Below are 26,172 nucleotides of genomic sequence, written 5' to 3'. Positions count from 1 at the left end.
CGTCGCATATGCGACTTACGCCCCTTGAAAACCGCGTCGATAACGAACAGGTTACGTTGAAGCCTTGGTCGGGTGCGGTTCGCGCATCCGCACCAGACATATACGAGAGAGGAACACACCTTCATGGCCAGCAATAATGGCGGACCTTGGGGCTCGGGCGGCGGTGGAAACCGCGGCGGCTCTGGCGACGATAACAACGGCGGCAACCGCAACACTGGTGGCAATGGCGGACGGCGTCCGAATGATCCCCCCCAGTTGCCCGAGATCGACGAACTTTTGGGCAAAGGCAACGAGTACCTGAAAGTCCTCATGGGCGGCAAAGGTGGCGGATCGAACGGCACGGGGGGCAGCACCGGTGGTGGCGGCCCAAAGTTCACCCGCTCGACCATCGGGTTTGGCGTGCTGATCGCTGTCGGCCTGTGGGCGTTGAATTCGTTTTACACCGTAAAGCCCGAAGAGCAGTCGGTTGAATTGTTCCTTGGTGAGTTCTCCTCCATCGGCAATCCCGGTCTGAACTTTGCGCCTTGGCCGCTTGTCTCCTACGAAAAAGTCGTGGTGACGGGCGAACGCACCGAGGCCATCGGTATTGCGGGCGTGGGCGAAACGGGTCTGATGCTGACCACCGACGAGAACATCGTCGATATCGACTTTCAGGTCGTGTGGAATATCTCCGACCCTGCGCAGTACCTGTTCAACCTCGCGGATCCGCGCTCGACCGTTCAGGCCGTGTCGGAAAGCTCCATGCGCGAGATTATCGCGGCCTCCGAACTGGCACCGATCCTCAACCGTGATCGCGGGTTGATCGCCGATACAGCGATGACACTGATCCAGACCACGCTCGACAGCTATAACGCAGGGATCAACGTGATCCGCGTCAACCTTGATAAAGCCGATCCGCCCACCGAGGTGATCGACGCCTTCCGTGATGTTCAGGCCGCCGAGCAGGAGCGTGACCGTCTGGAACGTCAGGCCGATGCCTATGCCAACACCGTTCTCGCGGGCGCACGCGGGTCTGCCGCGCAGTTCCTCGAAGAGGCCGAAGGTTACCGCGCTCAGGTCGTCAACGGCGCACAGGGTGAGGCCTCGCGCTTCTCTGCCGTGTTGACCGAATACAAACGCGCCCCCGAAGTGACCCGCAAGCGTCTCTATCTGGAGACCATCGAAGAGGTGTACGGCGGTGTTGAAAAAATCATCCTCGATGAGGGCGCCGGAGGTGGACAGGGTGTTGTGCCATACCTGCCGCTCAACGAGTTGAAGAAATCTACAAATGAGGGGTCGAACTGATGAAACGTCTTCAAATCCTTTTCGTCGCCCTGATCATCGCGGTGGTCGTTGTTTTGTCCTCGGTCTTTGTGGTGGACGAACGTCAAAAGGCGCTCGTGCTGCAATTCGGCCAGATCAAAGCGGTCAAGGAAGAGCCGGGCCTCGCGTTCAAAATCCCGCTCATTCAGGAAGTGGTCTATTACGACGACCGCATCTTGTCGCTCGAGACCCCTGAAATCGAAGTCACCCCGTCGGATGACCGTCGTTTGCTCGTAGATGCCTTTGCACGCTACCGCATTTCTGATGTGGTCCAGTTCCGTCAGGCCGTTTCAACGGGGGGCATCCGCCTTGCCGAGGATCGCCTGCAAGGGATCCTGAACGCACAGGTGCGTGAGGTGCTTGGTTCCGAAACCGTCACCTCCAATACCATCCTGTCGTCGGATCGTGCCGAGTTGATGAACCGCATCCGTGACCAGGCCCGCAGCCGCGCTTTGCCGCTCGGTATCGAAGTTGTCGATGTGCGTCTCAAACAGACGTTCCTGCCCGATCAGAACCTTGAGGCCACCTTTGCCCGGATGCGCGCCGAACGTGAACGCGAGGCCGCCGACGAGCGGGCGCGTGGTGAAGAGGCCGCACAGCGCGTGCGGGCGCAGGCCGACCGGACCGTGGTCGAGCTTCAGTCCGACGCGCAACGCCAAGCCGAGATTGTGCGCGGTGAAGCCGATGCGGAACGCAACAACATCTTTGCAAACGCCTATGGCGCGGATCCCGAGTTCTTTGAATTCTATCGCTCGCTCAATGCCTATCGTGAGAGCCTCAAAGGGGCGAACACCACGATGGTCATTTCGCCTGACAGCGAATTCTTTGATTACCTCAAATCCGACAACGGCCGTTAAGACCACGCTTTCGGATTGAAACGTTTTTAAAGGGGCTGACCTACGGGTTGGCCCCTTTTTGCATCCTGATGCCGCATGATGTCAGTGGGAAAAGGCCGATTGGGCCATTTTTCACCGTGCGGCCCGTCGCCCGGCCTTGTCACGTCCCGCTCACATGCTGTTGAGTGAACGCGATTGGGATTGAGTTGCGGCGATGCATGCCTATCTTTACGTCAGTAGCCAGTTATTAGCGAACATCGGTCTAAATGGTGGTCGCACAGATGGAGGAATTTCACCAATGACGATGTCACTCGTCCTTTCACCCTCAAATCGCGGACCGCAAAAGGCGGCAATGCCGTTGCGCGCGTTTGTGGTGACGCTGATCGGCGCACTCGCGCTTCTGGTTCAGGCCACCGCAACGCAGGCACGTGGCGCCCCCGAAAGCTTTGCGGATCTGGCCGAACGGTTCAGCCCCGCCGTGGTCAACATCACCACTACGACAGTGGTCGAAGCCTCGACTGACAGCATGCCGATGGTGCCAGAGGGCTCCCCGTTTCAGGACTTTTTCGAGGACTTCATGAACCGCAATGGCCCGGGACAGGGTCAGCCGCAGCGCCCGCGTAAATCGCAAGCGCTCGGGTCCGGATTTGTGATCTCCGAGGATGGCTATATCGTCACCAACAACCACGTCATCGAGGGGGCCGATGAAATCGAGATCGAGTTCTTTGAGGATTTCACCCTACCCGCAACATTGGTGGGGACAGACCCCAAAACCGATATTGCCCTGCTCAAGGTTGAAAGCGATGTGCCGTTGAAGTTCGTGTCCTTTGGCGACAGCGATATCGCACGCGTGGGCGATTGGGTCATGGCCATGGGCAACCCGCTCGGTCAGGGGTTTTCGGTCTCCGCCGGTATCATTTCACAGCGCGGGCGTGCCTTGTCGGGCATCTATGACGATTTTATTCAAACCGATGCCGCAATCAACCGCGGCAACTCGGGCGGCCCGTTGTTCAACATGGACGGCGAAGTTATCGGCGTGAACACCGCGATCCTGTCGCCCAATGGCGGCTCTATCGGTATCGGTTTTTCGATGGCCTCCAACGTGGTGTCCAAGGTGGTCAACCAGTTGCAGGAATTCGGGGAAACCCGCCGTGGGTGGCTTGGCGTGCGCATTCAAAACGTCTCTGACGATGTGGCCGAAGCCATGGGATTGGCCGCCGCCAAAGGGGCATTGATCACCGATGTTCCCGAAGGTCCGTCCAAAGAGGCCGGTTTGGAAAGTGGCGATGTCATCTTGTCGTTCGACAACAAGGATATCGACGACCCTGACGCGCTTGTGCGTACCGTGGGCGATACCGAAGTGGGCAAAGCCGTGCGCGTGACGGTGTTCCGCGATGGCAAAACCAAAACGCTCATGGTCACGCTTGGCCGCCGCGAAGATGCAGAAAACGCCTCCATGCCACAAGACGGCAGTGACGGCGCAACACCCGAGGCACCGCAATCTGTGGAGCTGATGGGGCTGACGCTTCAACCCTTGACCGATGATCTGCGCGAACAGCTTGGCGTGTCTGCGGGGACCGACGGTTTGGCCGTGGTCGAGGTGGACGAAGCCGCCGAAGCCTTTGAAAAAGGTCTGCGGGCGGGCGATGTCATTACCGAGGCCGGTCAGGAGAAAGTGACGTCCGTGGCCGATCTCGAAGCCCGCGTTGAGGCAGCACGTGATGCCGGTCGCAACACGGTTCTGCTTTTGGTCCGTCGCTCTGGCGAGCCGCGCTTTGTGGCTCTCGGCGTCAACTAAACCGGTTTTCACCACCAGTGAAACGAGAAAGGCGGTCCATGTTCGGGCCGCCTTTTTCATGTCTGGATGGTTGATCGGGGCGGGGCAGGCGGCGCATGGCGAGGCCGGATGACGGGCGCTTCTCGGCGCTCCCGTGCCACACGGTTAGCGGGTGCGTGCGACGGCTTTGAGCCCCAGTTTGCGGGCTGCCGCGAGCGAGAGCACTTCGCTATCGACCCCTTGGTCCTTTTGATAGGCGCGGATGGCGGCCCGTGTCGGGCGGTCCATGCGGCCCGTGGCGGTGCCGCTAAAATAGTTACGTGCCGCCAAGGCCCGTTGGACGGAGGCGATAAACTCGAGCGTCAATTCCTCGTCGCACAGCGTTTCAAACCAAAGCTCGTGGCGTTCGCGTACGATTTCCTGACGGGTTTCGGTGCGGTACACCGCCGGATAGCTGATTGATCCGTCCGAGCCGATTTGGGGCGGCTGTACAAGCACCTGTTCGGTTACGCTTTCAATGATTGCCGGCGTGACCGTTCGGCCATAACAGCTATCGGGATCGGCGCCGGGGGGCGCGCTTTGGGCGTCGCGGGCGCGTAGAACTTGCGTGCCTGTATCGGGCGAGATGGTTTGACATGCGCCAAGCGCCGCACAGGCGACAACGCCCAAAAGCAGCGCAGGGATGCGCCGTGGCGTGGGGGGGGGGGACCCTGAAACGGGGCGGGGGTGGCCTGTCATTGTATGCTCGGTCTGCTCGTCTCATCTGTCCGCTCTTTGTGGGCGGCTCTTTGCGGACTGTAGCGCGAAAACCGGCGTGCTCCAAGCGGTTGCATGTGTGCGGGCACTTTCCCCCGTGATCTGCGCCAATTGCGCCGACATCCCGCGCGGATCTGCGCACGTCCGTGTGAGCGCGCGCCCCGCTGTGTCCTCCCCCTCTTTTCATCGCGGCGCAGGCGCGGTACATCTTTGGCAACTGAAAGCTTTAAAGACGGACCATAAAATGGCAAAAATTACCTATGTCGAATTTAACGGCACCGAACATGTCGTGGATGTCCCCAACGGCCGCACCGTTATGGAGGGCGCACGCGACAATGGCGTTCCCGGAATTGACGCCGATTGCGGTGGTGCGTGCGCCTGTTCCACCTGTCACGTTTATGTTGCGCCCGAATGGGTCGGCAAGCTGACGGCCAAGGACGCGATGGAAGAGGACATGCTCGATTTCGCCTATCAACCCGACCCCGAGCGGTCGCGTTTGACCTGTCAGATCAAGGTCACGGATGCCATCGACGGTTTGGTTGTGAACCTGCCTGAAAAGCAGATCTGATGCGGGGGCTGATCGCGGGGCTCGCGTGGGCGTGCACGGTCGCGGTCACGCCTGTGTTGGCACAAGAGATCACATCGGCGCGCTACATCGAGCCGACCGATGCCTATGGCCACGGCGCGGTGGCACAGGGCGAGTATGCGGCCCTTGAGGTGACATTCTCGGACGGGACGCGCCGGACGGTCCGGTGGGGTGACGCGGTGTTCGAGGATACCGCGCCACGTTTGCATGATTTCGACGGGGACGGCGGGGCCGAAGTGATCACGGTCGTGTCCGATTTCAACCGCGGTGCGCGGGTCCAGTTGTTCAAGGCAACGGGCGGCGCGCTTTCCCCCGCAGGGGCGAATGCGCCGATTGGCAGTCGCAACCGTTGGCTCGCCATTGCGGGCATCGCCGATTTTGACGGTGATGGTGTGGAGGAGATCGCCTATGTCGATCGTCCGCATCTGGCCAAGGAATTGGTGCTGTTGTCTGTGGATGTGACGACACCGGCATTTACCCTGTCCGAAATGGCGCGGGTGCGCGGGTTGACCAATCACCACTTGGGCAGTGCCGTGATCGAGGGCGGTGTGCGCCACTGTGCGGGGACGGCCCCCGTTGTGCTGACCGCCGATGGCGATTGGTCGCACATCATGGAAACACAGGTTTCGGGTGGCGTGCTCGTCTCAACGCCCGTTGCCCGCTATGAGGGCGCGTCCGGTTTCGCGCCCTATTTGCGGTGCCCGTGACGCCTTTCGGAAACTTTTCGCGCGGCGGAGCGGACGCAGGGTGCGCATTTGCGTCGTTTTGGGGCTGTCAAACCCTACGCGGCATGGCAAAAGTCGCGCCAAATCAATGATACGCCCCCACGGAGCACGCCCATGAGCAGCCATGTTTTGACCGTCACTTGCCATTCCCAACGCGGGATTGTTGCCGCTCTTTCGGGCAAACTGGCCGAGCTTGGTTGTAACATTACCGACTCTGCACAATACGACGATGCCGAGACAGAACAGTTTTTCATGCGCGTCAGCTTTGTCTCCGAACAGGGGCTTGATCAGGCCCAGATTATCGAGGGCTTTGCCCCCGTGGCCGAGCGGCTCGATATGCAATGGGCGGTCCACGACGAGAGCCAAAAGATGAAAGTCGTGGTGATGGTGTCGCGGTTCGGGCATTGCCTCAACGATCTGCTCTACCGTGTGCGCATCGGCGCCTTGCCGATCGAGATTGTCGCGGTGATTTCCAACCATATGGATTACCAAAAGGTCGTCGTGAACCACGATATCCCGTTTCACCACATCAAAGTCACGCCAACGAACAAGGCCGAGGCCGAAGCGCAGATCATGCAAGTGGTCGAGGACGCAGGTGCGGAATTGATTGTTCTGGCGCGGTATATGCAAATTCTCAGCGATGATATGTGCAAACGCATGAGCGGGCGCATCATCAACATTCACCACTCGTTCTTGCCCTCGTTCAAGGGCGCAAATCCGTACAAACAGGCGTTCGAGCGCGGTGTGAAATTGATCGGGGCGACCGCGCATTACGTGACTGCGGATCTCGACGAGGGTCCGATTGTCGAGCAGGACACGGTGCGCGTCACCCATGCGCAAAGCCCCGAGGACTACGTGTCGCTTGGCCGTGATGTCGAGGCACAGGTCTTCGCCCGCGCCATCCACGCCCATATCCACCACCGTGTCTTTATCAACGGCAATAAAACCGTGGTCTTCCCCGCCTCCCCCGGCGGCTACGCAAGTGAGAGAATGGGGTGAGGCGCGGTCCCGCACAGCGGGATTTAAAGGTCCAGTGGACCTTTAAAAGCGCCGAACGCCCGAGCACACTTGCGCGGGCCGGGTGAGATGGCATGCTCCCGCATCTCTGTGGCGAAAGGCTTCTGTGGCGCGTTACGATCTGCGCACGCCCGAGCACGCTTGCGCGGGCAGGGCTGTAGACCGGCCCCGATTGCTCGATCTTCAAAACGAGAAAAGGCGTGCCATTCGAGCACGCCTTTGTTCTGTCGCGACAGCTTGTGGAGCTTTGCACCCTTAGGGCCACAGTGACGTGGTCCAACCGGTTGGCCATTCGAGCCGTTGGTGCGTTTCGCTCTCTCTTTATCTCTCATTAGGGTTAACAACCCCCTAACGGAGCCAAGAAAAACGCGCCCCTTTTCCTGTGTAAGGTGCGCGTTTTGAGGCTGTTGGATCGCGTGGCCGTGCGGAGGGTTAGAGCGCGCGCCACCCGATGTCGGTGCGATTGAACCCCTCTGGCCAATCCACGCCGTCGATCATCGCATAGGCACGATCGCGGGCCTCGGCAAGGGTTGCGCCACGAGCCGTCACGTTCAACACGCGCCCGCCATTGGCCACAAGTGCGCCGTCTTTTTCGGCGGTGCCTGCGTGGAAGACCATGTTGGAACTGTCTTCGGGTAGTGCGTCGAGGCCACGAATCACGGTGCCTTTCGCATAGGCTCCCGGATATCCGTTCGCGGCCATCACAACCGTGAGGGCGTGATCGTCGGCCCAGTTGACACGGGCGGTGTCGAGGCGGCCCTCGGCAGTGGCGATCATCAGGTCAAGCGCCTGTGCGCCCAGACGCATCATCAACACCTGACATTCCGGATCGCCGAAACGACAGTTGTATTCGACCAGACGGGGCTGACCGTCCTTGATCATAAAGCCCGCGTAGAGCACACCCTGATACGGCATCCCGCGCTTGGCCATTTCCGCCACGGTGGGTTTGACGATCTCGTCCATCGCCTTTTGGATCACCGCGTCGGTCATCACGGGGGCGGGGGAATAGGCGCCCATGCCGCCGGTGTTGAGCCCCGTGTCGCCATCGCCCACGCGTTTGTGGTCTTGGGCGGTTCCCACGGGCAGGACGTTTTCGCCGTCACACAGGATGAACCATGACGCCTCTTCGCCGTCCATGAATTCCTCGATCACGACCTCCGCGCCCGCCGCGCCGAATTCGCCGCCGAACATGTCGTCAATCGCGGCAAGTGCGGTGTCCACGTCCATCGCCACGATCACGCCCTTGCCTGCGGCCAGACCGTCGGCCTTTACCACAATCGGGGCGCCTTCGGAACGGATGTAGGCCTTGGCTTTCTCGGCATCGGTGAAATGTGCGTAGCCCGCCGTGGGGGCGCCGCTTGCATCGCAAATATCTTTGGTAAAGCTTTTGGAGGCTTCCAGTTGTGCGGCGGCTTTGGAGGGACCGAATGTCAGCACGCCAATCGCACGCAACGCATCCGCGACACCTGCGGCGAGGGGGGCCTCGGGTCCGATGATCACAAACTCGATCGCGTTTTCGGTGACAAATTCAACCACGGCCCCGCCGTCATTGATGTCAAAGGAGGCACATTCGGCAATCGCCGCGATGCCTGCGTTTCCGGGGGCGACGATCAGCTTGTCACACTTGGGGTTTTGCAGCACGGCCCATGCCAGACTGTGCTCGCGTCCGCCTGATCCGAGAATGAGAATGTTCATGGGGTCTCTCCGCTTCACCTTTGGTTGCCCGCGTTCTAAGGTCTGTGGCAACACGACACAAGTCAGACAGACACACCTGCCACCAAAGAGAGCCATATGTCCGAGCTTTTCGACGATGACGGCCCCGTGCCCCCCTCAAATGCGCCCGAATTTTCGGTGTCCGAACTGGCAGGGTCGATCAAGAAAACCCTCGAAGGGGCGTTCGGACGTGTGCGGGTGCGCGGCGAGGTGGGGCGTGTGATGCATGCCCGCTCGGGCCATCTGTATTACGACCTGAAAGACGACAAAGACGTCATCGCCTGTAACACGTGGAAGGGGCAGGCAGCGCGGCTGTCGGTCATTCCCGAGGAGGGCATGGAGGTCATTGTCACGGGGCGTCTGTCCACATTCGGGCCGCAGTCGAAATACAATCTCAATGTCGATGAGGTCGAGGTCGCGGGCGAAGGCGCGCTCATGGCGATGTTGGAAAAGCGCAAGAAAGCACTGGCCGCCGAAGGCCTGTTTGATCCCGCCCGCAAACGCCCCATTCCCTATCTGCCCGAGGTGATCGGCGTGGTGACATCGCCCTCAGGCGCGGTGATCCGCGATATTTTGCACCGTCTGCGCGACCGGTTTCCGCGCCATGTGCTGTTGTGGCCCGTGGCCGTGCAGGGGCAGAATTGTGCCGCCGAAGTCGCCGCAGGGATCAAGGGGCTGAATGCGCTGCCCGTGGGCGGGGCCATTCCGCGCCCCGATTTGATCATCGTGGCGCGGGGCGGTGGCTCGACCGAGGATCTTTGGGGCTTCAACGAGGAAATCGTGGCCCGTGCCGCGGCGGCTTCCGACATCCCGCTGATTTCTGCCGTGGGTCACGAGACCGATACAACGCTGATTGATTATGCCTCAGACCGGCGGGCGCCGACACCGACCGCCGCCGCGGAAATGGCCGTGCCTGTGCGCCGTGAATTGTGGGTGACGTTGCAAGAGATGGGAACGCGCAACGAGCGCTCTCTCCTTGGCGGGCTTGAGCGGCGGCGGCAACGTCTGTCCGATATGTCCCGCGCCATGCCAAAGGTCACGCATCTGTTGGACGGGCCGCGTCAGCGCGTTGATCAGGCGGATGTGCGTCTGGGCCAAGCGCTTAAAAACGGCGTCCACAAACGGGTGCTGGACCTGTCGCGTCTGTCCGGACGGTTGCAACCCGCCACGTTGCGCGGGCGGCTCGATCGTCAAACCGACCGCCTCGATAACCTGTCGCGCCGGTTCGAACGGGCGGGCAAAAGCAACGTCGATGCGTGGCGCAATACGTTGGAGCGGCGCGGTGCGATGTTGGAGGCCCTGTCGCATAAGGCCACGATGGCGCGGGGTTTTGCGCTTGTGTTTGACAGTGCGGGCGAGTTGATCAAATCCACCAAGGACGCCGACCGCATGGCCGAGGTGCAGTTCGCGGACGGGCGTGTGGCGGTCGGGGGCGGTGCGCCTGTGGCGTCGCCTACCAAATCCAAGCCTAAAGCGAAGACGCCGAAACCAGACAGCTCCGACCAAGGTAGCCTGTTTTAAGGCCGCGCCCTAAACGCCGATCTGTGGGCCTGTACATTGCAGCGGGCGGTCCGAGGACCATGCCTCGTACAGTTCGACCCCGCTGTCGCCGACAAATTCGGCCCGTAGTTTGTTGTCGTCGAGAAAGAACTGCCAACACTGCGGGTTTTTACCGTCTTCATAGAGAAAACAGATGTTTTGCTCTTCTTGGTACCAAATTCCGTCGAGGCACTCACCATTGTCAAAGGCCCATTTGACCTGTCGGTCGGGGTAATATTCCTCAAGCCCGTAAGCGGTCCCCTGATCCGCATAGGTGAGGGTTTTGCCTTGGGTGTAGGCGTCAAATTCGGACGCGGTGAGCGGCTCGCCTGCGAGAGCGGGAAGGCCGATGAACGCGGCAAGAGCATATGCGAGGGCTTTTATCATAGGGTGAGCATGGCACAGCCTGCGACCGAGGTGAAATCCAAAACTTAATGTTCGGTTAACTGCGCTCCGGTTTCGGCGGTTTGCCGCGCGACGATTCGCGCCACGCGCGGGTCCATCACCCGCCGCCAGAGCGTGGGGATGAGCGCGAGCGAGGCCATCGCGGGCAAGGAGCGCGGCAGTTGCGCCATGTCGTCGGTGATCTCGAGCGCGGGGTAGGGCTTCATCGGATGCGCATGGTGATCCGAGTGGCGCGGCGCGTTGAGCATCATAAACGAGGTGAACCAGTGCGGCGCGTTCCATGAATGCAGTGGACCAACCGGTTCGTAGCGGCCGTTTTCATCACGGGCGCGGCGCAATCCGTAGTGTTGGACATAGTCCGACAGCATCAGTTGGGCCGAGGAATACAGCGCCAACAGGGTGTATTTGAACACGCCCTCCCACGCGCCAATGGCATAGGCGACAACAAGACACGCGAGGCCGCCGCCGATGTAAATCACATAAGGGTGCAGATCACCCGTTTTGTCGGCTTTGCGGCGGATGGCGTTTTCTTCGGCCAGGCCTTTGCGAAACGAGCCGATCCATGCGCGGGGCAAAAAGCGGTAGTAGCTCATGCCGAGCGGGGCCGAGTTCGGATCATCCTGTGTGGCGGCGTATTTGTGATGTACTTTGACATGGGCGGTGGCGTGGTGGCCGAACAACAGCGAGATATAGACCCAAGTGCCCAAACGGCGCAGGGTTGCATCGGCGCGGTGGACCATTTCATGGGCGTTTGAATTGGAGACCTGACCAAAAAACAACCCGTGCGCAAAGAAGATGCACAGACGTTCCCACCAGATGTTCTGCCCGTTGGACAGCGCCCAAACCGCGAGCGGCAAGAGCGCGAAATGGGCGAGGGCCAACACGACCGAGAGCGCATTGGCGTCGGGAAATTCGGCCTCGGGGTTTTCGGGACTGCGGGCAAAGGCCACCAGTTGATCAAGCGAAAATGCGAGTGCGGTGATGTAGACAAGCGCCGCCACCGTCCATAGGCCGCCGAACAGGGATGCGAGCGCCAACAGGCCCACGGGGGTCAGGGCGGCGATCGAGAAATAGCGAATGGTGTGGGGAGTTTTCATAACACTTGTAAGCCCTTGCAATTTGACGCGATTATAGCGCCCAGTGTTTTGGACGCAAAGGGGAGATGGCGATGGGGGGTGCGGCCGGTTTGGAAATGGCAGCGGGGCTGTTGAATGCGGTGCTATGGGCTGTGGCGGGGATCACGGCGCTTGCCTATCTGTGGCTCACGGAAACGCCGCCAAGTCTGCGGCGCACGGTGGTCAAGGCCACGCCGCTTTTGGCCTTTGCCATGAGTGCGGGCCTGAGTGGCGCCCCTGTGTGGCTCGTTGTGGCCCTCGGTCTGTCCGCTGTGGGCGATATTGCCTTGTCTCGTGGTGGGTCGCGGGCGTTTTTGGTGGGGCTTGTGGCCTTTGCCCTTGCGCATCTGGCCTATCTCGCCGTCTTCGCCCCGCAGGTGGTCCAATGGTACATGGCACCGATTGCCGCCCTGTCCGGCGTGGCCGTTTTGGCGATGGTCGTGGTTGTACCGCGCCGTGATCCGCTGACGTGGCCCGCGCGGATCTATGCGGTGATCATTTGCGCCATGACCGCTGCCGCATTGTCGTTGCCTTTGGGCCTGCGGGCCGCGACGCTTGGCGCGGTTCTGTTTTTGCTCTCCGATCTGATTTTGGCGATCCGCATGTTTCATTTGTCTGACGGCAGTGCGGGGTCGCGCATGGCCAGTTACATCCTTTGGGTGTTTTATGTTGGTGGCCAAGGGTTGATCCTTTTTGCCTTTCTTTAAGGGGCGGGCTTTTATCACAGGCCAAGACCGATTAAATGAGCGGGGAACGGAGGCCCTATGTCGCTATTTGGAAAACTCAAGAATCGCCTGCTCAAATCCTCGTCAAAGATCGACGAAGGGCTTGAAGCTATTGTGGCGGATGGCGGCGCGGATAGCGGTACGCATGAGGCCTATGTCGAGGCGGTCGTCGCGGATGAACCCGCAGCGGATATTCCCGATGCGGCCCCCGTTGAAATTCCGATGGACACCCCTGTCGAGGATCCGGATCCTGCGTCACAGGCCGTAGCACCGCCGGCGCCCGTTGAGGTGCCAGACACGTCTGTGGTCGAGATCCCCGTGACCCCTGTCGAGACAGGGCCTGTTGCCGGGGCGCTCGAAGAGATCGTTGAGGCGACTGTTGCGTCAACACCGGACACGGCCCCCGTGAAACAGGGGTTCTTGGGGCGTCTCATGGGGCGCAAAGAGACCAAGACGGTTGTCCGCCGCGCCCTTGACGACGACATGTTGGAACAGCTCGAAGAGTTGTTGATTTCCACCGATATGGGCGTGGACACCTCGCTGCGCGTCACGGCGGCGATGGCCGAAGGGCGCTTTGGTAAAAAGCTGTCGGTCGAAGAGATCAAGCGCCTGATGGCCCAAGAGATTGCGCGCATCATGGAGCCTGTCGCCAAACCGATGCCGCTGTATCCGCAAACGCCGCAAGTGGTGTTGGTGGTGGGGGTGAACGGGTCGGGCAAAACCACAACCATCGGCAAACTGGCGAGCCAGTTCAAAGCCGCCGGAAAAACCGTGGTGATTGCCGCGGGCGATACATTCCGCGCCGCCGCTGTCGAGCAGTTGCAGGTCTGGGGCGCGCGCGCGGATGTGCCTGTTTTGACCGCGCCCGAGGGGTCCGATCCCGCCTCGCTCGCGTTTGATGCCATGACCAAAGCACAAGACATTGGTGCGGATCTGTTGATGATCGACACCGCAGGGCGGTTGCAAAACCGCGCGGACCTGATGGAAGAACTGGCCAAGATCGTGCGCGTGATCCGCAAGAAAGACCCGAGTGCGCCGCACAACACATTGTTGGTGCTCGATGCGACCACGGGTCAGAACGCGCTGAATCAGGTTGAAACCTTTCAAAAAATATCCGATGTGTCCGGACTTGTGATGACGAAACTGGACGGCACCGCCAAGGGCGGCGTTCTGGTGAGCCTCGCCGACAGGTTTGGTCTGCCGATCCATGCGATCGGCGTGGGCGAACAGATCGACGATCTCGCGCCGTTCGATCCCGAAGAATTTGCCGCGGCCCTGACGGGTCTGGAGGTCTGATGTTAGAACTGCACAAAGCGATTGGTCCCGACAGTTGGGTGTCGGGTGGCCGTGCGATTGCGCGTCGCGAAGCCATGCAGGATTTGTTTTTCGATCACCCCGAGCGGCCCGAGCAAACCGATGAGGACTGGCCTGACGACCGGTGCCTGCATTCGGAAATGGTGATCACGGACGGTGATAAACTTGTGGCGACGGCCATGCTTGTGGTCGACGAAAACCGTGGTGATTGCCCCGCGCGAATTTGGGGGATGGGAATTTTGCCGTCTTACCGCACTGAATTTATTGTGCAATCTCTCGAAGAGGCGTTGTTGCGCGATGGCGCGTTCGAGATTGATCAGGATTTTATCGAAGGGGCAGACGGGCGATTGATCCCCAACCCTTACGTCGATTTCGAAATGATGCTGTCGGGTAGCGTTCCCTCGCACGAGGCCTGAGCGCGATGGGGTCGCGTGATCTTGATCTGCGCCGCGTTGCAGGTGGATGCAGGGCATGAGCGACTGGATCATCTCGCTTGAGGGAACCGAGGCGGGGCACCAGCTTGCTCTGATCCTCGCGCTTACGGCGGCGTTTTTACATGCCCTGTTCGGTGCCCTTCAAAAGGGGCGCCATGATCCGTGGCTGTCACGCGGTGCGATTGATTTCTCCTATGGCCTCATCGCCGCCCCGTTTGCTCTGTTTGTTGTGCCGTGGCCCGAGCCGCATATGTGGCTGATTTTTGCGGGCATGTTCGTGATCCACACCGCCTATAAAGCTGCCCAAGGGTATACCTATACCAAGGGCGCCTACACGGTGGTTTATCCCGTTGTCCGTGGCACGGGGCCGTTGTTTGCGGTGATCGGTGCGGGGATTGTGTTCGGCGAGCATTTTTCGGCGGTTCAATGGTTCGGCGTGTTCACGCTTGTCGCGGGCATCTTTGGCCTTGCGATTTACAACCTGCGCACCATCACCGTGGGCCGCGACACCATGGTGCCGGCGATGATGCTCGCGGTTTTGACGGGCGGGTTTGTGGCGCTTTACACCACCTATGACGCCTACGGCATTCGCGCCACGGCGGACCCGTTCACCTTTCTGGCGTGGTTTTTCTTTCTTGACGGATTTGTGATGCCCGTGGTGGCCGCATTGCGGTACCGGTCTTTGGTCGAAAAACCTGCCCTTGGCCCCTTAATGGTGCGCGGGTTGATTGGCGGCATTGTGGCGTATTTTTCCTTTGGTTTTGTGATGCTTGCGACCCGTCTCGACAATGTGGGCGAGGCCGCTGTGCTGCGCGAAACCTCTACCGTTTTCGCCGCCCTGATCGGGTGGCTTGTGCTTGGGGAAAAGGTCGGGCCGCGCAGGCTCGCGCTCATGGCTTTGATCGCTCTGGGCGCTGTGATAGTCGAGATGGGTGGATGACAAAGGACGTGAGCGATATGAGCGAGAAACAGATCAAACCGGCGACGAAAACGGCGCTCGAAATGGGGCCGATCATCGCGTTCTTTGCCGGATATGTCCTGCTCAAAGACCGTGAGTTTCTTATCGGTGGTCAGAGCTATTCGGGCTTTATCCTCATGACGGCACTGTTCATTCCGCTCATCGCGCTGTCGTCCTTTGTGCTGTGGCGTTTGACGGGCAAACTCTCCGCGATGCAGATCATGACGCTCGTGCTTGTCACGGTTTTCGGCGGCTTGACGATCTGGCTCAATGACGAGCGGTTTTTCAAGATGAAGCCGACCATGATCTATCTGATGTTCGGGGGCATGTTGGCCTTTGGCCTGATGCGCGGGCGCAGCTATTTGCGGGTTGTTATGGGTGAATTGATGCCGTTGGACCACGAGGGGTGGATGAAGCTGACGGTGCGCATCATGATCCTGTTTTTCGGCCTCGCCATTGCCAACGAGTTGGTATGGCGGTCGATGTCGACCGATGCCTGGGTTAAATTCAAAACCTTTGGCCTGCCGATCATCATGTTCGGGTTTTTCATGTCGCAATCGGGACTTATGGCGCGGCATTCCACGGCTGAGGATGACACTCCCGAGGACGATACCCCCACGGCGTGATCAGATCCCCGTGACCGTGTAGGGCAGATAGGCAATCGCCAGTGCCGCCGATCCTGTGAGGGCCAGACCGTCGACCAGAATATCCTGACCCGGTGCCCCCGCCACGACCATTTCGGCCAGATCGCCGGACTTGATGATGGCGAGCAGTTCGGGTGAGGACATGAATGTGTCGTGGCCCAGAACGTCCCCCATCGGTGCGCCGCTCACGTCGATCAGAACCGCACCTGCCTTACGGATTGTCTCGACGGAGGAGGCGTCCCCCGCACGCGGGTGGCCGCCCGTGATCACGGATGAGAATTTCAACGCACGGTCACGGCGCGACCCGATCACGGCAACGCCAAGCGGGTAGTCACGCAGGTCCGACATCTGTTCGACAAAGACGTCCAGATCAATATCGGGTTGCACCAGAATCACGCCGTTGACGGCCTTGAGCGTGGAGATGTCCTTTTGAAGCGCAAGGCGTTTGAGCGCCTCCATCGTCAACAGCCCGCCCATGGAGTGCGCGAGAATCGTAACCTTGCCCGTGGTCCGGGCCAGGAGCTTGATGGTGTTGGCGAGGGCGGCGCGGGCATAGAGTACGCTGTCGCGGTCATAGGCGTAGCGGGCCAGTTTCCCTGCCGAGGGCCATGAAAACAGGGTCACGGGATTTTTGAACCCGAAGTCGGTGGCGATCTGAGCCGCGCGAAACACCGCGCCGGGGTAGGAGACGTTGAACCCGTGAACGAACAAAACGGTCCCGAGGGCCGAGGTGTCGTTCTGGAAAACGGAGTGCGCAAACTCCGGCGCGCTGTCGAATTTCTTGGTGCGGGTGACAAAGAACTGTTTCGTTGCGTCCAGAGGTTCGCGTGGAAACGAAAATTCACCCGGGCGGCGGTCACGCGGAATGGAAATCGAGTAGTCGAGATACGACAGGGCTGTCGTCCGCCCGCTCTCGTACTGAACCAAGGGATCGGTGGCGACATGGCGGTTGGTTGCCACAAAGACGCGCCGTTGCACCTCCGAGGCGGCGAGGCCGTCGGTGTCGCTATAGAGGCGCGGTACGGAGCAGCCCGTTGCCAAAGCTGCTGCCGAGGTCGCAATAAAGGCGCGTCGATCCACCGGAAATCCCCCAAGGCGTGTACGTGATACGGGTCAGAGCGACCGCGGGGGCGTTAGCGCTTGAACAGCGTGGTTTGCGCCCCTTTGTCCTTGCTTATATCACCGCGTTTTTGCGCGCCAAGAGCCCGTCCGCGCTTTACCGCATCGCGGGCGCCAACGGTCTCGAGCCACCGCGCCATGTCGGGTTTGTCGTCAAGGGTTTGTTGCTGCCCTTCCCACAAGGACGCCCAACCCCAAATGGCCATGTCCGCGATCGAATAAAAATCACCCGCGACAAATTCGTGTTTGGCCAACTGGCGGTCCAACACGCCATAAAGTCGAGCCGTTTCAGCGCGGTAACGGTCTTTGGCGTAGGGCAGGTCGTGGGGCGGATCCATCGCAGGGGCGTATTTGAGGAAGTGGTGCGCCTGTCCGGCCATCGGACCGAGGCCGCCCATTTGCCACATCAACCATTCGTCTACGGCGATGCTGTCGCGGGCATTTGCCCCGTAAAACTGTCCGGTTTTACGCGCGAGGTATTGCAAGATTGCACCGCTTTCAAAGATCGAAACGGGGGCGCCGTCGGGGCCATCGGGGTCAATGATTGCGGGCATGCGGTTGTTGGGGGCGATTTTGAGGAAATCGGGGGCGAACTGATCGCCCGCGCCGATGTCGATGAAGGTCGTCTCATAGGGCAATCCCGTCTCCTCAAGGGCGATGGAAATTTTCCACCCGTTGGGGGTGGGCCAGTAAAACAGTTCAATAGGGGCGTGCGCCATGCGGTGTCCTTTCGTTGTTCGACAAGGATGGTCATGTTTATTCGTCAAGACAATGTAAAACCCGCGCAAAACCCACGCGCATCTGCGCACATATGTGGCATGGTGATAGGCGGCATTCACATTTTTCGGGTGCGCCTACGCGCCCCCGTGTTGACACAATGTCGCAGGATTTGTACGCCAAGCCTACCGTGGCGATTTGTTCACCGGATTGCGGGCCACGTTAAACCATACCGCTAAAAGGTCGAGACGGCCTCCCGCTCTTGATCGACGGCGTTTTTATTTACGACAAGGCTGAGAGATATGGGCAAGACCGACTGGAAACCACAAACACAACTGATCCACCAAGGCACCCGCCGCAGCCAATATGGCGAGGTGTCCGAGGCGTTGTTTTTGACGCAAGGGTTCGTTTACGACACGGCCGAGGCCGCCGAGGCGCGGTTCGTGGATCAGGGTGAGGACGAGTTCATCTACGCACGTTACGGCAACCCGACCACACGGATGTTCGAGGACCGGATGGCGGCCATCGAAGGCTGCGAAGATGCCTTTGCCACCGCTTCGGGCATGGCGGCGGTCTCTGGCGCGTTGATGGCCGTTTTGAAATCAGGTGACCACCTTGTGTCGTCGCGGGCGCTGTTCGGGTCGTGCAATTACATCGTGTCCGAGGTGCTGCCAAAGTTCGGCGTCGAAACCACATTGGTGGACGGTCGCGATCTGGATGCATGGAAAGCGGCCATCCGCCCTGACACCAAGGCCGTGTTCCTCGAAAGTATTTCCAACCCGACGCTTGAGGTGATCGATCTCAAAGCGGTGTGCGAACTGGCCCATGCCGTTGGTGCGTTGGTGGTGGTCGATAACGCCATGTGTACGCCGATTTTTACCTACGCCAAAAAGGCGGGGGCGGACCTTATCATCTACTCGACCACCAAACATGTGGACGGGCAGGGGCGTTGCCTTGGCGGAATTATTGCCGGCGACCGTGAATTGATCCGTGGTCCTGTGGAAATGTACCTTAAACATACAGGTGGGGCGATTTCACCGTTTAACGCGTGGATTCAACTCAAATCCCTCGAAACGCTCGACCTGCGGGTGCGCCAACAGGCCCGCACCGCGATGGCCGTGTGTGATGCGGTCGAACATCACCCTGCGCTGAATTTTGTGCGCTACCCGTCGCATAAGGCGCATCCGCAATACGATCTTGCGATCAGCCTGTGCGAAGCGGCAGGCACGGTGATCACCATCGACCTCAAGGGCGGCAAAGACGCGGCGTTCAAGTTTCTCAATGCCCTGGAGGTCTTCACCATCTCCAACAACTTTGCGGATGCCAAATCCATCGCCACCCATCCGTGTACCACAACGCATAAAAACGTTCCCGTCGAGCGCCGCCCCGAAGTGGGCCTGACCGATGGTCTTGTGCGCTTGTCGATGGGGCTTGAAGATCCCCAAGACATCATTGCCGATCTTTTGGCCGCCCTCGACGCGGTCTGATCCAAACCCCCGCCGGGACCGTATCCATTTGGTAATCGGGGCAACACCACCTATATGAGGGTGGCAACGGCGGGGGATTTCCCATGACCATTCAGACGGGTGCTATGGACAAACAGATCAAACGTGACGCGGCAAAGGCCGCACTTCAGGCCCTGCGCGACTGGGCCGGACAGGCCACGCCCACCGAAGTGGCCGAGCTTGATCCCGCTATTTCGCGGCTCTTGCCGCAGTCGGATGATTTTGCGAATTATCCCGCGTTGCGCCGTGCGTATCCTGAGGATTTTCAGGCCGATGCGGCCTACCGTGATACGCTGCCCGATTTGCAAAACGGTCCCGAAAGCCTGATCAAAGGCGCGCGTCAGCAAATCCAGCACGTGGGCATTTCCAATTTTCGCCTGCCGATCCGGTTCCATACCCGTGACAATGGCGATTTGACGTTGGAAACCTCGGTGACGGGGACCGTGAGCCTCGAGGCGGAGAAAAAGGGCATCAACATGTCCCGCATCATGCGCTCGTTCTACAAGCACGCCGAACAGACCTTTTCGTTCGATGTGATCGAAACCGCGCTTGATGCGTATATTTGCGACCTCGAAAGCTTTGACGCCCGTATCCAGATGCGGTTTTCGTTCCCGATGAAAGTGCCGTCCCTGCGCTCTGGCCTTGAGGGGTTCCAGTATTACGATATCGCACTTGAACTGGTTGAAAAGAACGGGGTGCGGCGCAAGTTCATGCACCTTGATTACGTCTATTCCTCGACCTGCCCGTGTTCGTTGGAATTGGCCGAACATGCACGACGCACGCGGCAACAACTGGCCACACCGCATTCACAGCGCTCTGTGGCGCGGATTTCGGTTGAGGTCCTCCCCGATCATAAATGCCTGTGGTTCGAGGATCTGATCGATCTGGCCCGGTCCGCTGTGGCCACCGAGACGCAGGTGATGGTGAAACGTGAGGATGAACAGGCCTTTGCCGAATTGAACGCCGCCAACCCGATCTTTGTCGAGGATGCCGCACGTCTGTTTTGCGAGGCCTTGCAACGGGAGCCGCGCATCGGTGATTTCCGCGTTGTCGCATCGCATCAGGAGAGCCTGCATTCCCATGATGCCGTGTCCGTTTTGACCCAAGGCGATACGTTTGACGCCAAAAGCCTCGATCCGCGCCTGTTCGCGACCCTGATCCACGTTGGATAACGCGCGGCCCGCCACGCGGGCTGTGCAAAGATTTGTCAAATTTGTATGTTTCCCCCGTGTGTTGCACGGTTTATGAGGGGGCATGTTGAGGCGGTTTGTACGCATAGCTCTGCTTGTCGGGGTGATCCTTGGGATCGTGGGGCCAAAATCGTCGGCCTTGATGGCCGAGCTTGGTCTGATTGATGCGTCTTTTGTCGTGATTTGTACGGGCGACGGGGTCGAACGTATCAGCCTTGATGGCGACGGCAATCCGGTCGAACACAGCGACGACACCACCGCCCCATGCCCCCTTGTCCATGCCGTTGACGGGCCGCTTGGCGTGCCGTTCGCACAGGCGCTCCCCTCGCGGTTCGCGCTTGCCCATTACCCGCGCCCGTCGCAGGTCCACGGCCTTATCACACCTCACTCTGTTCGTTTTGCCCGCGCTCCGCCGCGTGTCTGATCTCTTTTAAGATTCAGATATAAAACGAAATTTACCGTCAATGCGTTGTGGCAAGGCCCGCGCAGGCGGACAGTGAGAGGTTTCTCAAATGGTTGCTCTTGAGCAAAATCCCGTTGCCGCGGGGGCCGATGACGGCCAAACGGCTGCTAAATATTACCGTGCTGCATGGCGTTGGCATTTCTATGCAGGGCTGTATGTGATCCCGTTTTTCATCATGCTCGCCCTCACGGGGATCGCGATGATGTGGATTGCGTTTTTTGACGGGCGTGACGGTGAATACACCGCCGTCATCCCGCAAGAGACCACCGCCGCCGTGTCGGTTCAGGCCCAAAGTGCCCTGGCCGCGTTCGGGGGCGGGGATGTGATGCATTACACCGCACCGCGCGATGCGCAGACCGCCGCGATGTTTCGTGTGGAGACCGATGCAGGCACGATGATTGCCGTGGTCGATCCCTATACGGCGCAGGTGATCGATACCTTTCCGCGTGGGGCCGGATATTACGATATGATGGACAACATCCACGGCGAACTGATGCTGGGTGTGGTGGGCGACCGTATGGTCGAGATTGCCGCATCGCTTGCCGTGATCCTTGTGGTAACGGGGTTGTATATGTGGTGGCCGCGTGACCGGTCCCTGCGGTCGGCCCTGACGCCGCGATTGGCGGCCAAAGGGCGTGCCTTCTGGAAGTCCCTGCACGAGGTTGCGGGCATTTGGGTGTCCGTGGTTCTGGTGTTTTTCCTGATCTCCGGCCTGTCGTGGGCGGGAATCTGGGGCGGTAAAATGGTTCAGGCCTGGTCCAGTTTCCCGACACTGAAATCCGCCTCGAGCGTTAGCTCCGAGGTGCCTGTGGGCGATGTGTTGCACGGCGCGATGAACAGTGGCGCAAAGGATATTCCGTGGGCGCTTGAGCTTGTCCCCATGCCTGCGTCCGGCTCGCTTGCCGGTGCTGACGGCATTGCCGAGGGGCTGCCCGTGGCGTTTGATACCATTGATGCTCTTGCGCGGCAGATCGGGTTTTCAGGACGCTATCAGTTGAACTGGCCGATGGGTGAAACGGGTGTCTGGACACTGTCACAGGTCTCCATGAGCCGTGATGACATTTCGCCAACGGGCGACCGTACGGTGCATGTCGATCAATACACGGGCAAGCTGCTCGCGGATGTGCGTTATGAGGATTACGGTCTTATGGGCAAGGCGATGGCCGTGGGCGTGGCGCTGCATATGGGGACCATTGGCTTCGTGTTTATCATCTTTAACACCCTGTTCTGTCTGACGGTTTTGCTGCTGTGTGCTTCAGGCGTGATCATGTGGTGGAAACGGCGTCCGGCCAAAACGCTGCGCCTTGCGCCGCCGGCCATGCCGCACGATATGCCGCTATGGAAGGGGGCTGTTGTTATCGGTCTGGCGCTCTCCTTCGCGCTTCCGATGGCGGGGTTTGCACTTTTGGTGGTGTTGGTGGCCGAGTGGCTGATCCTGAGTCGCATCCCTGCGCTCAAACGCGCCCTGTTGTGAGGGCGCGGACGTGATGCGTCGTTTCGAGGTTGTGTAACGAGTGACGTGGGCGGGCATGATGTCCCGCCCACAGTTTTGTGGCCCCACACGCGAGGCGACATGCCATGGCCGCTTGACTTGGCGCCCGCACGAGGCCAAGCCTTGGCGCTATGACTGATCTTAGACCCGTCCTTTATGTTATCGGTATGCTCGTGGCTCTTTTGGGCCTCACGATGCTTGTGCCGATGTTTGTCGATATCGGATTCGGCCGTGGCGAATGGCAGGTCTTTTTGAGATCCGGCCTTATTACGTTTGCGTTCGGGACGGCCTTGGCGATTGCCAGTCAAAACGGACAGCAACAAGGGTTGTCCATTCAACAGATGTTTCTTTTGACCACCGTGATCTGGCTCGTGCTGCCGATTTTTGGCGGTATTCCGTTCATGTTCGCCGAGACGGATGCCTCGCTGACCGATGCGTTTTTCGAGGCTATGTCGGGAATGACCACAACGGGGTCCACGGTGTTCTTGGGCCTTGATGATCTGCCTGAGGGAATTTTGTTGTGGCGCTCGATGCTGCAATGGTTTGGCGGTGTGGGGATTATTGTGGTCGCAATGGTGTTCCTGCCCGAGCTGAAAGTCGGCGGTATGCAGGTGTTCCGCTCCGAAGCCTTTGATACCGATGGTAAAGTTTTGCCGCGTGCGGGGGAAATTGCGTCCCGTATTTCGGTGGTCTATGTGGCCCTCACCGTCGCGTGTTTTGTCTCTTATGTGTTGGTTGGCATGTCGCCGTTTGACGCGCTCAACCACGCATTGACCACGCTGTCGACGGGTGGGTTTTCGACCCGCGATGCCTCGTTCGGCGCGTTTCAGGGGCCCGCCGAATATGTGTCATCCCTATTCATGATTCTCGCGTCCTTGCCGTTTGTGCGCTTTGTTCAGTTGCTTGCCGGGACGGCCAAGCCGATGTGGCGTGATACCCAAATCCATGCCTACCTCGGGGTGATTGGCGTGCTTGTCGCGGCGTTTTCGGTTTACCGCTTTGTCGTTGACGGGGATGCCTTTGAACACTCGATCCGCGAGGGGTTGTTCAACGTCACCTCGATCATTTCGGGTACGGGCTATGCCTCGACCGATTATCAGCTTTGGGGTGCATTTCCCGCTGTGGCCTTTTTCTTTATCGGCTTGATTGGCGGCTGCGCGGGATCGACCGCCTGTTCGGTCAAAGTGTTCCGCTATCAATTGCTGATTGCCTCGATGACGGCGCAAATCCGTAAAATCCACAGTCCCCACGGCGTGTTTACACCGCGCTATCAGGGGCGCCCTGTGAGTGAGGATGTCCTGTCGTCGGTGATGGCGTTCTTTTCGTTCTTTATTGTCTCGCTCGGTGTCACGGCTGTGTTGCTCGCGGCCACGGGATTGGACCTTGTGACGGCGGTCTCGGGTGCGGCGACGGCGCTTGCCTGTGTCGGTCCCGGTCTTGGTGATATTATTGGTCCATCGGGCAACTTTTCGTCGCTCAATGACAATGCCAAATGGATTTTGGCCATCGCCATGCTTGTGGGACGTCTCGAAGTTATGTCGGTCTTTGCGCTCTTTACCATCCGGTTCTGGCGCAGCTAAGGCGCGGCCGTTCCAGTCCAGAGACCAGAAAAAACCCCGCACCGTGAGGCGCGGGGTGTTGTCGGTCTGGCTTATCGGCGCGGGACGCGCCAGATCAGTTCCAACAGCTTACCAGAACCGTCATGTCGCGGGCCTTGTTGATCAGCTCCGCCGACGACAGGTCCGTATCGCTGTCAGAGGCCGCGATGGAAACACCGTTGCCAGAAAGGAAGGCCGCAAGTTTTTCCATGTCATAGGCAAAAGATACATCCTCGGGCAGGGCGCGTGCGCCTGCGTCGAGCGGGGTCAACATGCCGATAACGCCACCGGTCGTGGCCATGACGGGCGATCCGGCCTCGGAGGGCAGGGACGACATGGCAAGGCGCAACAGGTCGGCCTCGCCGTTCAGGCCTGCGTGCTCTTGCATGGTGCCATAGTTGAGCGTGGGGGTGCCAAGGCGCCCGCCATAGGCATAACCTGCGGCGGTGACATCCGATTGCAGACGCGGCAGGCGGCTATCAAAGGTGGCAAAGGCAAGCGGCGCCAACGTCTGCGTCGGGGCTAAGAGGGCCAGACCATCGTCATTGGCCACAACGGTTGCGTCGTATTCATCATCAAGCACGACACGGGCGCAGCCCTCGATCGTGGCCGCGGATGTTGCGACTTTGCCGGATTTGTCGACGTAAAAGCCGGTGCCATTGCGCTCGGCGCGGCGAATTTCGAGACCGGAGAGCAGGTCGATATTCTGCTCGGCGCCTTCGCCGTAGGCATCGGGGAGAACCGCGTCGCGCAGCGGGGCAAAGCTCGCCTTCATCGCGTTGAGCGCCATCTCGCGTTGTGTTTGATCGCCGGAGGCGGGCCAGATCAGAACCCACCCTTTGACCGTGCCGCCCGTCAATGACGCTTCGGCGTGGGTCTGGATGTCGGCGTTGTTGCCGGTCAGGACAAAGCTTGATTTCTGGCGCGACCGCTCGCCCTCGACAGGGACGATTTCGAGGGTCTGCATGATTTCGTAAAGCCCGCCAAGTGTGTCTTCGTCGCCGGTTTGCGAGATCAACATGACCTGAACGTCCGAGCCGTCTTTGGATTTGAATTTGGCAAAGGGCGGGGTGTAGGCGTCGAATTCCACCATGCCGAGCGGCAGATCGATCTCGATCCCCGCGGTGTCGTCGGTAACGCGGGTGATGCCGAGGCTGTCGATGACGGATTGATAGGCGGCCAGAACCATGCCGCGCTGTTTCGTCGTCAACACGCCCGTGGCCTCAACGCCATTGGCCTCTTGCCATGCACCCATGGCGCGGCGGGTGCCGTTGCCAAACGCGCCGTCGATGGCGGAATTGTAAAACCCTGCGAAGCGCAAAGCGACCTGAAGCGCCTCACGGGCCGCGCGGTCGAGATCACGTTCCGAGGCGCGGGCCTGTGCGGGTGTTTCGTCAAGCGGTTCTTGGGGCGCGGCAATGTCGGCCACGGTTTCTGTCACGGTGTCCTGTGCCGCCGCCTCAGTTACACTTGTGTCGCTTTCGTCGGCCACGGGAACCTGTGCCAGATCTGTGGCCGGTGTCGCGAGGGCTGCGCCAACGGGAAAGAACGGCGCACGGTAGCCCGCGCCATCGGTGGTGTAGCTGTCACGCGGGATCAACCCCTGTGCGCGCAACTGGCGCAGGGCCGCATCGGCATCGGCATCGGTGGCGTAGGGGCCAAGGGCAACGGCGTGCCAACGGCCCGACTGTTCAAATCCCACCACATTTGGCAGTTGTGTGGCGTAATCCTGAGCCGCTTTGGTGGCTTGTGTGAGCGATGGTTGTGCTTCGATCTGGACCCAGGTGTCGGCCATTGTCGTGCTTGCAAAAAGAGTGGCGACCAAACTAAGCGGCAGCGCGGCTGAAATACGTGTCATGAAAACCCTATGCTTCAATGTGACGGGCTTTGCGCCCGTTTTGTGTCTCTCAAGCGTGTCGCGAGATCTCCGGCCCGTCGACGTTTCCGGACCGTTGGCCCGATGAGGGCGCGGCGTTCGGATCATCTGGCGTGAGCGCCCCGAGGTTCAGGCGAAATGCTGTGGCGACAAGAAAACAGGTTCCGCGCCGAGGTCAACCGTTAGAGGCTGCGCCCCGCGACAAAGTGATCGTAAATCCGCAGTTTCGGGGCAAAATACGCCGGATTTCCACGGCTCCGTCCGCGCGGGGGTCATTGACGCCCCGCTCGGGCTTCCCTATTGAATGGCGCCATTAGAAGTGCTGAAAAAAGCAAGGTTGACCCATGTCCGATACCGCGTCCCAGA

24 protein-coding genes and 1 riboswitch are annotated in these 26,172 nt (G+C 59.9%); of the genes, 17 read left to right on the top strand and 7 right to left on the bottom strand.

Annotated elements, in window-relative coordinates; genetic code table 11:
- Nucleotides 1–123: 123 nt before the first annotated feature.
- The 3 genes from hflK (at nucleotide 124) to ACN0Q0_RS01180 (ending at nucleotide 3,936) form a co-directional block, all read left to right on the top strand.
- A complete protein-coding gene (hflK, locus tag ACN0Q0_RS01190) occupies nucleotides 124–1,284 on the top strand; it encodes an FtsH protease activity modulator HflK (protein WP_417241519.1) in 1,161 nt (386 codons plus the stop codon).
- Nucleotides 1,284–2,159, top strand: coding sequence for a protease modulator HflC (gene hflC, locus ACN0Q0_RS01185; protein WP_417241518.1), 876 nt, complete (start codon nucleotides 1,284–1,286; stop codon nucleotides 2,157–2,159). Before hflK ends, hflC begins: the two co-directional genes overlap by 1 nt.
- Nucleotides 2,160–2,442: 283 nt before the next feature.
- Nucleotides 2,443–3,936 (top strand): Do family serine endopeptidase, encoded by a 1,494-nt coding sequence (locus ACN0Q0_RS01180; protein WP_417241965.1) that lies wholly within the window; start codon nucleotides 2,443–2,445, stop codon nucleotides 3,934–3,936.
- 144 nt (nucleotides 3,937–4,080) lie between these two features.
- Here ACN0Q0_RS01180 and ACN0Q0_RS01175 read toward each other — a convergent pair whose 3' ends face one another.
- Nucleotides 4,081–4,653, bottom strand: coding sequence for a peptidoglycan-binding domain-containing protein (locus ACN0Q0_RS01175; protein WP_417241517.1), 573 nt, complete (start codon nucleotides 4,651–4,653; stop codon nucleotides 4,081–4,083).
- A gap of 262 nt (nucleotides 4,654–4,915) precedes the next feature.
- Here ACN0Q0_RS01175 and ACN0Q0_RS01170 point away from each other — a divergent pair, with 262 nt between their 5' ends.
- From ACN0Q0_RS01170 to purU, 3 genes are all read left to right on the top strand, one after another.
- Nucleotides 4,916–5,239 carry a 2Fe-2S iron-sulfur cluster-binding protein gene (locus ACN0Q0_RS01170; RefSeq protein WP_417241516.1) on the top strand — a complete coding sequence of 108 codons (324 nt, stop codon included), beginning with the start codon at nucleotides 4,916–4,918 and terminating at the stop codon, nucleotides 5,237–5,239.
- A complete protein-coding gene (locus ACN0Q0_RS01165; RefSeq protein WP_417241515.1) occupies nucleotides 5,239–5,964 on the top strand; it encodes an FG-GAP repeat domain-containing protein in 726 nt (241 codons plus the stop codon). The genes ACN0Q0_RS01170 and ACN0Q0_RS01165 overlap by 1 nt, the downstream gene beginning before the upstream one ends.
- A gap of 132 nt (nucleotides 5,965–6,096) precedes the next feature.
- Nucleotides 6,097–6,981 (top strand): formyltetrahydrofolate deformylase, encoded by an 885-nt coding sequence (gene purU / locus ACN0Q0_RS01160; protein ID WP_417241514.1) that lies wholly within the window; start codon nucleotides 6,097–6,099, stop codon nucleotides 6,979–6,981.
- Between the two features lie 450 nt (nucleotides 6,982–7,431).
- Here the strand turns inward: purU and purD are convergent, their stop codons facing one another.
- Entirely contained in the window at nucleotides 7,432–8,694 is a 1,263-nt protein-coding gene (gene purD / locus ACN0Q0_RS01155; RefSeq protein WP_417241513.1) for a phosphoribosylamine--glycine ligase, read from the bottom strand.
- A 96-nt stretch (nucleotides 8,695–8,790) separates the two neighbouring features.
- On the opposite strand from purD, the gene xseA reads away from it, so the two are divergent.
- Nucleotides 8,791–10,233 carry an exodeoxyribonuclease VII large subunit gene (gene xseA / locus ACN0Q0_RS01150; protein ID WP_417241512.1) on the top strand — a complete coding sequence of 481 codons (1,443 nt, stop codon included), beginning with the start codon at nucleotides 8,791–8,793 and terminating at the stop codon, nucleotides 10,231–10,233.
- 9 nt (nucleotides 10,234–10,242) lie between these two features.
- On the opposite strand, the gene ACN0Q0_RS01145 is transcribed toward xseA, so the two are convergent.
- Complete coding sequence (locus ACN0Q0_RS01145) at nucleotides 10,243–10,638, bottom strand: hypothetical protein (protein WP_417241511.1); 396 nt, start codon at nucleotides 10,636–10,638, stop codon at nucleotides 10,243–10,245.
- Nucleotides 10,639–10,682: 44 nt separating this feature from the next.
- A complete protein-coding gene (locus tag ACN0Q0_RS01140) occupies nucleotides 10,683–11,753 on the bottom strand; it encodes an alkane 1-monooxygenase (protein ID WP_417241510.1) in 1,071 nt (356 codons plus the stop codon).
- A gap of 71 nt (nucleotides 11,754–11,824) precedes the next feature.
- Between ACN0Q0_RS01140 and ACN0Q0_RS01135 the strand changes: the two genes are divergently transcribed.
- From ACN0Q0_RS01135 to ACN0Q0_RS01115, 5 genes are read left to right on the top strand one after another with little or no spacing between them, the layout of a single operon-like run.
- Nucleotides 11,825–12,478 (top strand): lysoplasmalogenase family protein, encoded by a 654-nt coding sequence (locus tag ACN0Q0_RS01135; protein ID WP_417241509.1) that lies wholly within the window; start codon nucleotides 11,825–11,827, stop codon nucleotides 12,476–12,478.
- Nucleotides 12,479–12,535: 57 nt separating this feature from the next.
- Entirely contained in the window at nucleotides 12,536–13,792 is a 1,257-nt protein-coding gene (gene ftsY / locus ACN0Q0_RS01130; protein ID WP_417241508.1) for a signal recognition particle-docking protein FtsY, read from the top strand.
- Nucleotides 13,792–14,226 (top strand): hypothetical protein, encoded by a 435-nt coding sequence (locus ACN0Q0_RS01125; protein WP_417241507.1) that lies wholly within the window; start codon nucleotides 13,792–13,794, stop codon nucleotides 14,224–14,226. Before ftsY ends, ACN0Q0_RS01125 begins: the two co-directional genes overlap by 1 nt.
- Nucleotides 14,227–14,281: 55 nt before the next feature.
- A complete protein-coding gene (locus ACN0Q0_RS01120; protein ID WP_417241506.1) occupies nucleotides 14,282–15,184 on the top strand; it encodes an EamA family transporter in 903 nt (300 codons plus the stop codon).
- 17 nt (nucleotides 15,185–15,201) lie between these two features.
- Entirely contained in the window at nucleotides 15,202–15,828 is a 627-nt protein-coding gene (locus tag ACN0Q0_RS01115) for an inner membrane-spanning protein YciB (protein WP_417241505.1), read from the top strand.
- On the opposite strand, the gene ACN0Q0_RS01110 is transcribed toward ACN0Q0_RS01115, so the two are convergent.
- Nucleotides 15,829–16,926 (bottom strand): alpha/beta hydrolase, encoded by a 1,098-nt coding sequence (locus tag ACN0Q0_RS01110; RefSeq protein ID WP_417241504.1) that lies wholly within the window; start codon nucleotides 16,924–16,926, stop codon nucleotides 15,829–15,831.
- Nucleotides 16,927–16,979: 53 nt separating this feature from the next.
- Nucleotides 16,980–17,684, bottom strand: a complete 705-nt coding sequence (locus ACN0Q0_RS01105) for a glutathione S-transferase N-terminal domain-containing protein (RefSeq protein WP_417241503.1) — start codon at nucleotides 17,682–17,684, stop codon at nucleotides 16,980–16,982.
- A gap of 178 nt (nucleotides 17,685–17,862) precedes the next feature.
- Nucleotides 17,863–17,941: riboswitch (SAM riboswitch) on the top strand.
- A gap of 43 nt (nucleotides 17,942–17,984) precedes the next feature.
- Here ACN0Q0_RS01105 and metZ point away from each other — a divergent pair.
- From metZ to ACN0Q0_RS01080, 5 genes are all read left to right on the top strand, one after another.
- Complete coding sequence (gene metZ, locus ACN0Q0_RS01100) at nucleotides 17,985–19,169, top strand: O-succinylhomoserine sulfhydrylase (RefSeq protein ID WP_417241502.1); 1,185 nt, start codon at nucleotides 17,985–17,987, stop codon at nucleotides 19,167–19,169.
- 83 nt (nucleotides 19,170–19,252) lie between these two features.
- On the top strand, nucleotides 19,253–20,359 hold the full coding sequence (gene folE2, locus ACN0Q0_RS01095; protein WP_417241501.1) for a GTP cyclohydrolase FolE2: 1,107 nt from the start codon (nucleotides 19,253–19,255) through the stop codon (nucleotides 20,357–20,359).
- A gap of 82 nt (nucleotides 20,360–20,441) precedes the next feature.
- Entirely contained in the window at nucleotides 20,442–20,801 is a 360-nt protein-coding gene (locus ACN0Q0_RS01090) for a hypothetical protein (protein WP_417241500.1), read from the top strand.
- An 88-nt stretch (nucleotides 20,802–20,889) separates the two neighbouring features.
- Nucleotides 20,890–22,314 (top strand): PepSY-associated TM helix domain-containing protein, encoded by a 1,425-nt coding sequence (locus tag ACN0Q0_RS01085; protein ID WP_417241499.1) that lies wholly within the window; start codon nucleotides 20,890–20,892, stop codon nucleotides 22,312–22,314.
- A gap of 149 nt (nucleotides 22,315–22,463) precedes the next feature.
- Nucleotides 22,464–23,912, top strand: a complete 1,449-nt coding sequence (locus tag ACN0Q0_RS01080) for a TrkH family potassium uptake protein (protein WP_417241498.1) — start codon at nucleotides 22,464–22,466, stop codon at nucleotides 23,910–23,912.
- A gap of 94 nt (nucleotides 23,913–24,006) precedes the next feature.
- On the opposite strand, the gene ACN0Q0_RS01075 is transcribed toward ACN0Q0_RS01080, so the two are convergent.
- Entirely contained in the window at nucleotides 24,007–25,788 is a 1,782-nt protein-coding gene (locus ACN0Q0_RS01075; RefSeq protein WP_417241497.1) for a serine protease, read from the bottom strand.
- Nucleotides 25,789–26,172: the final 384 nt, after the last annotated feature.

Source organism: Celeribacter sp. (assembly GCF_048259695.1).
Lineage (GTDB): Bacteria > Pseudomonadota > Alphaproteobacteria > Rhodobacterales > Rhodobacteraceae > Celeribacter.
The sequence above is the reverse complement of the archived record's forward strand: the minus strand, read 5'-3'. Positions and strand labels throughout refer to the sequence as shown.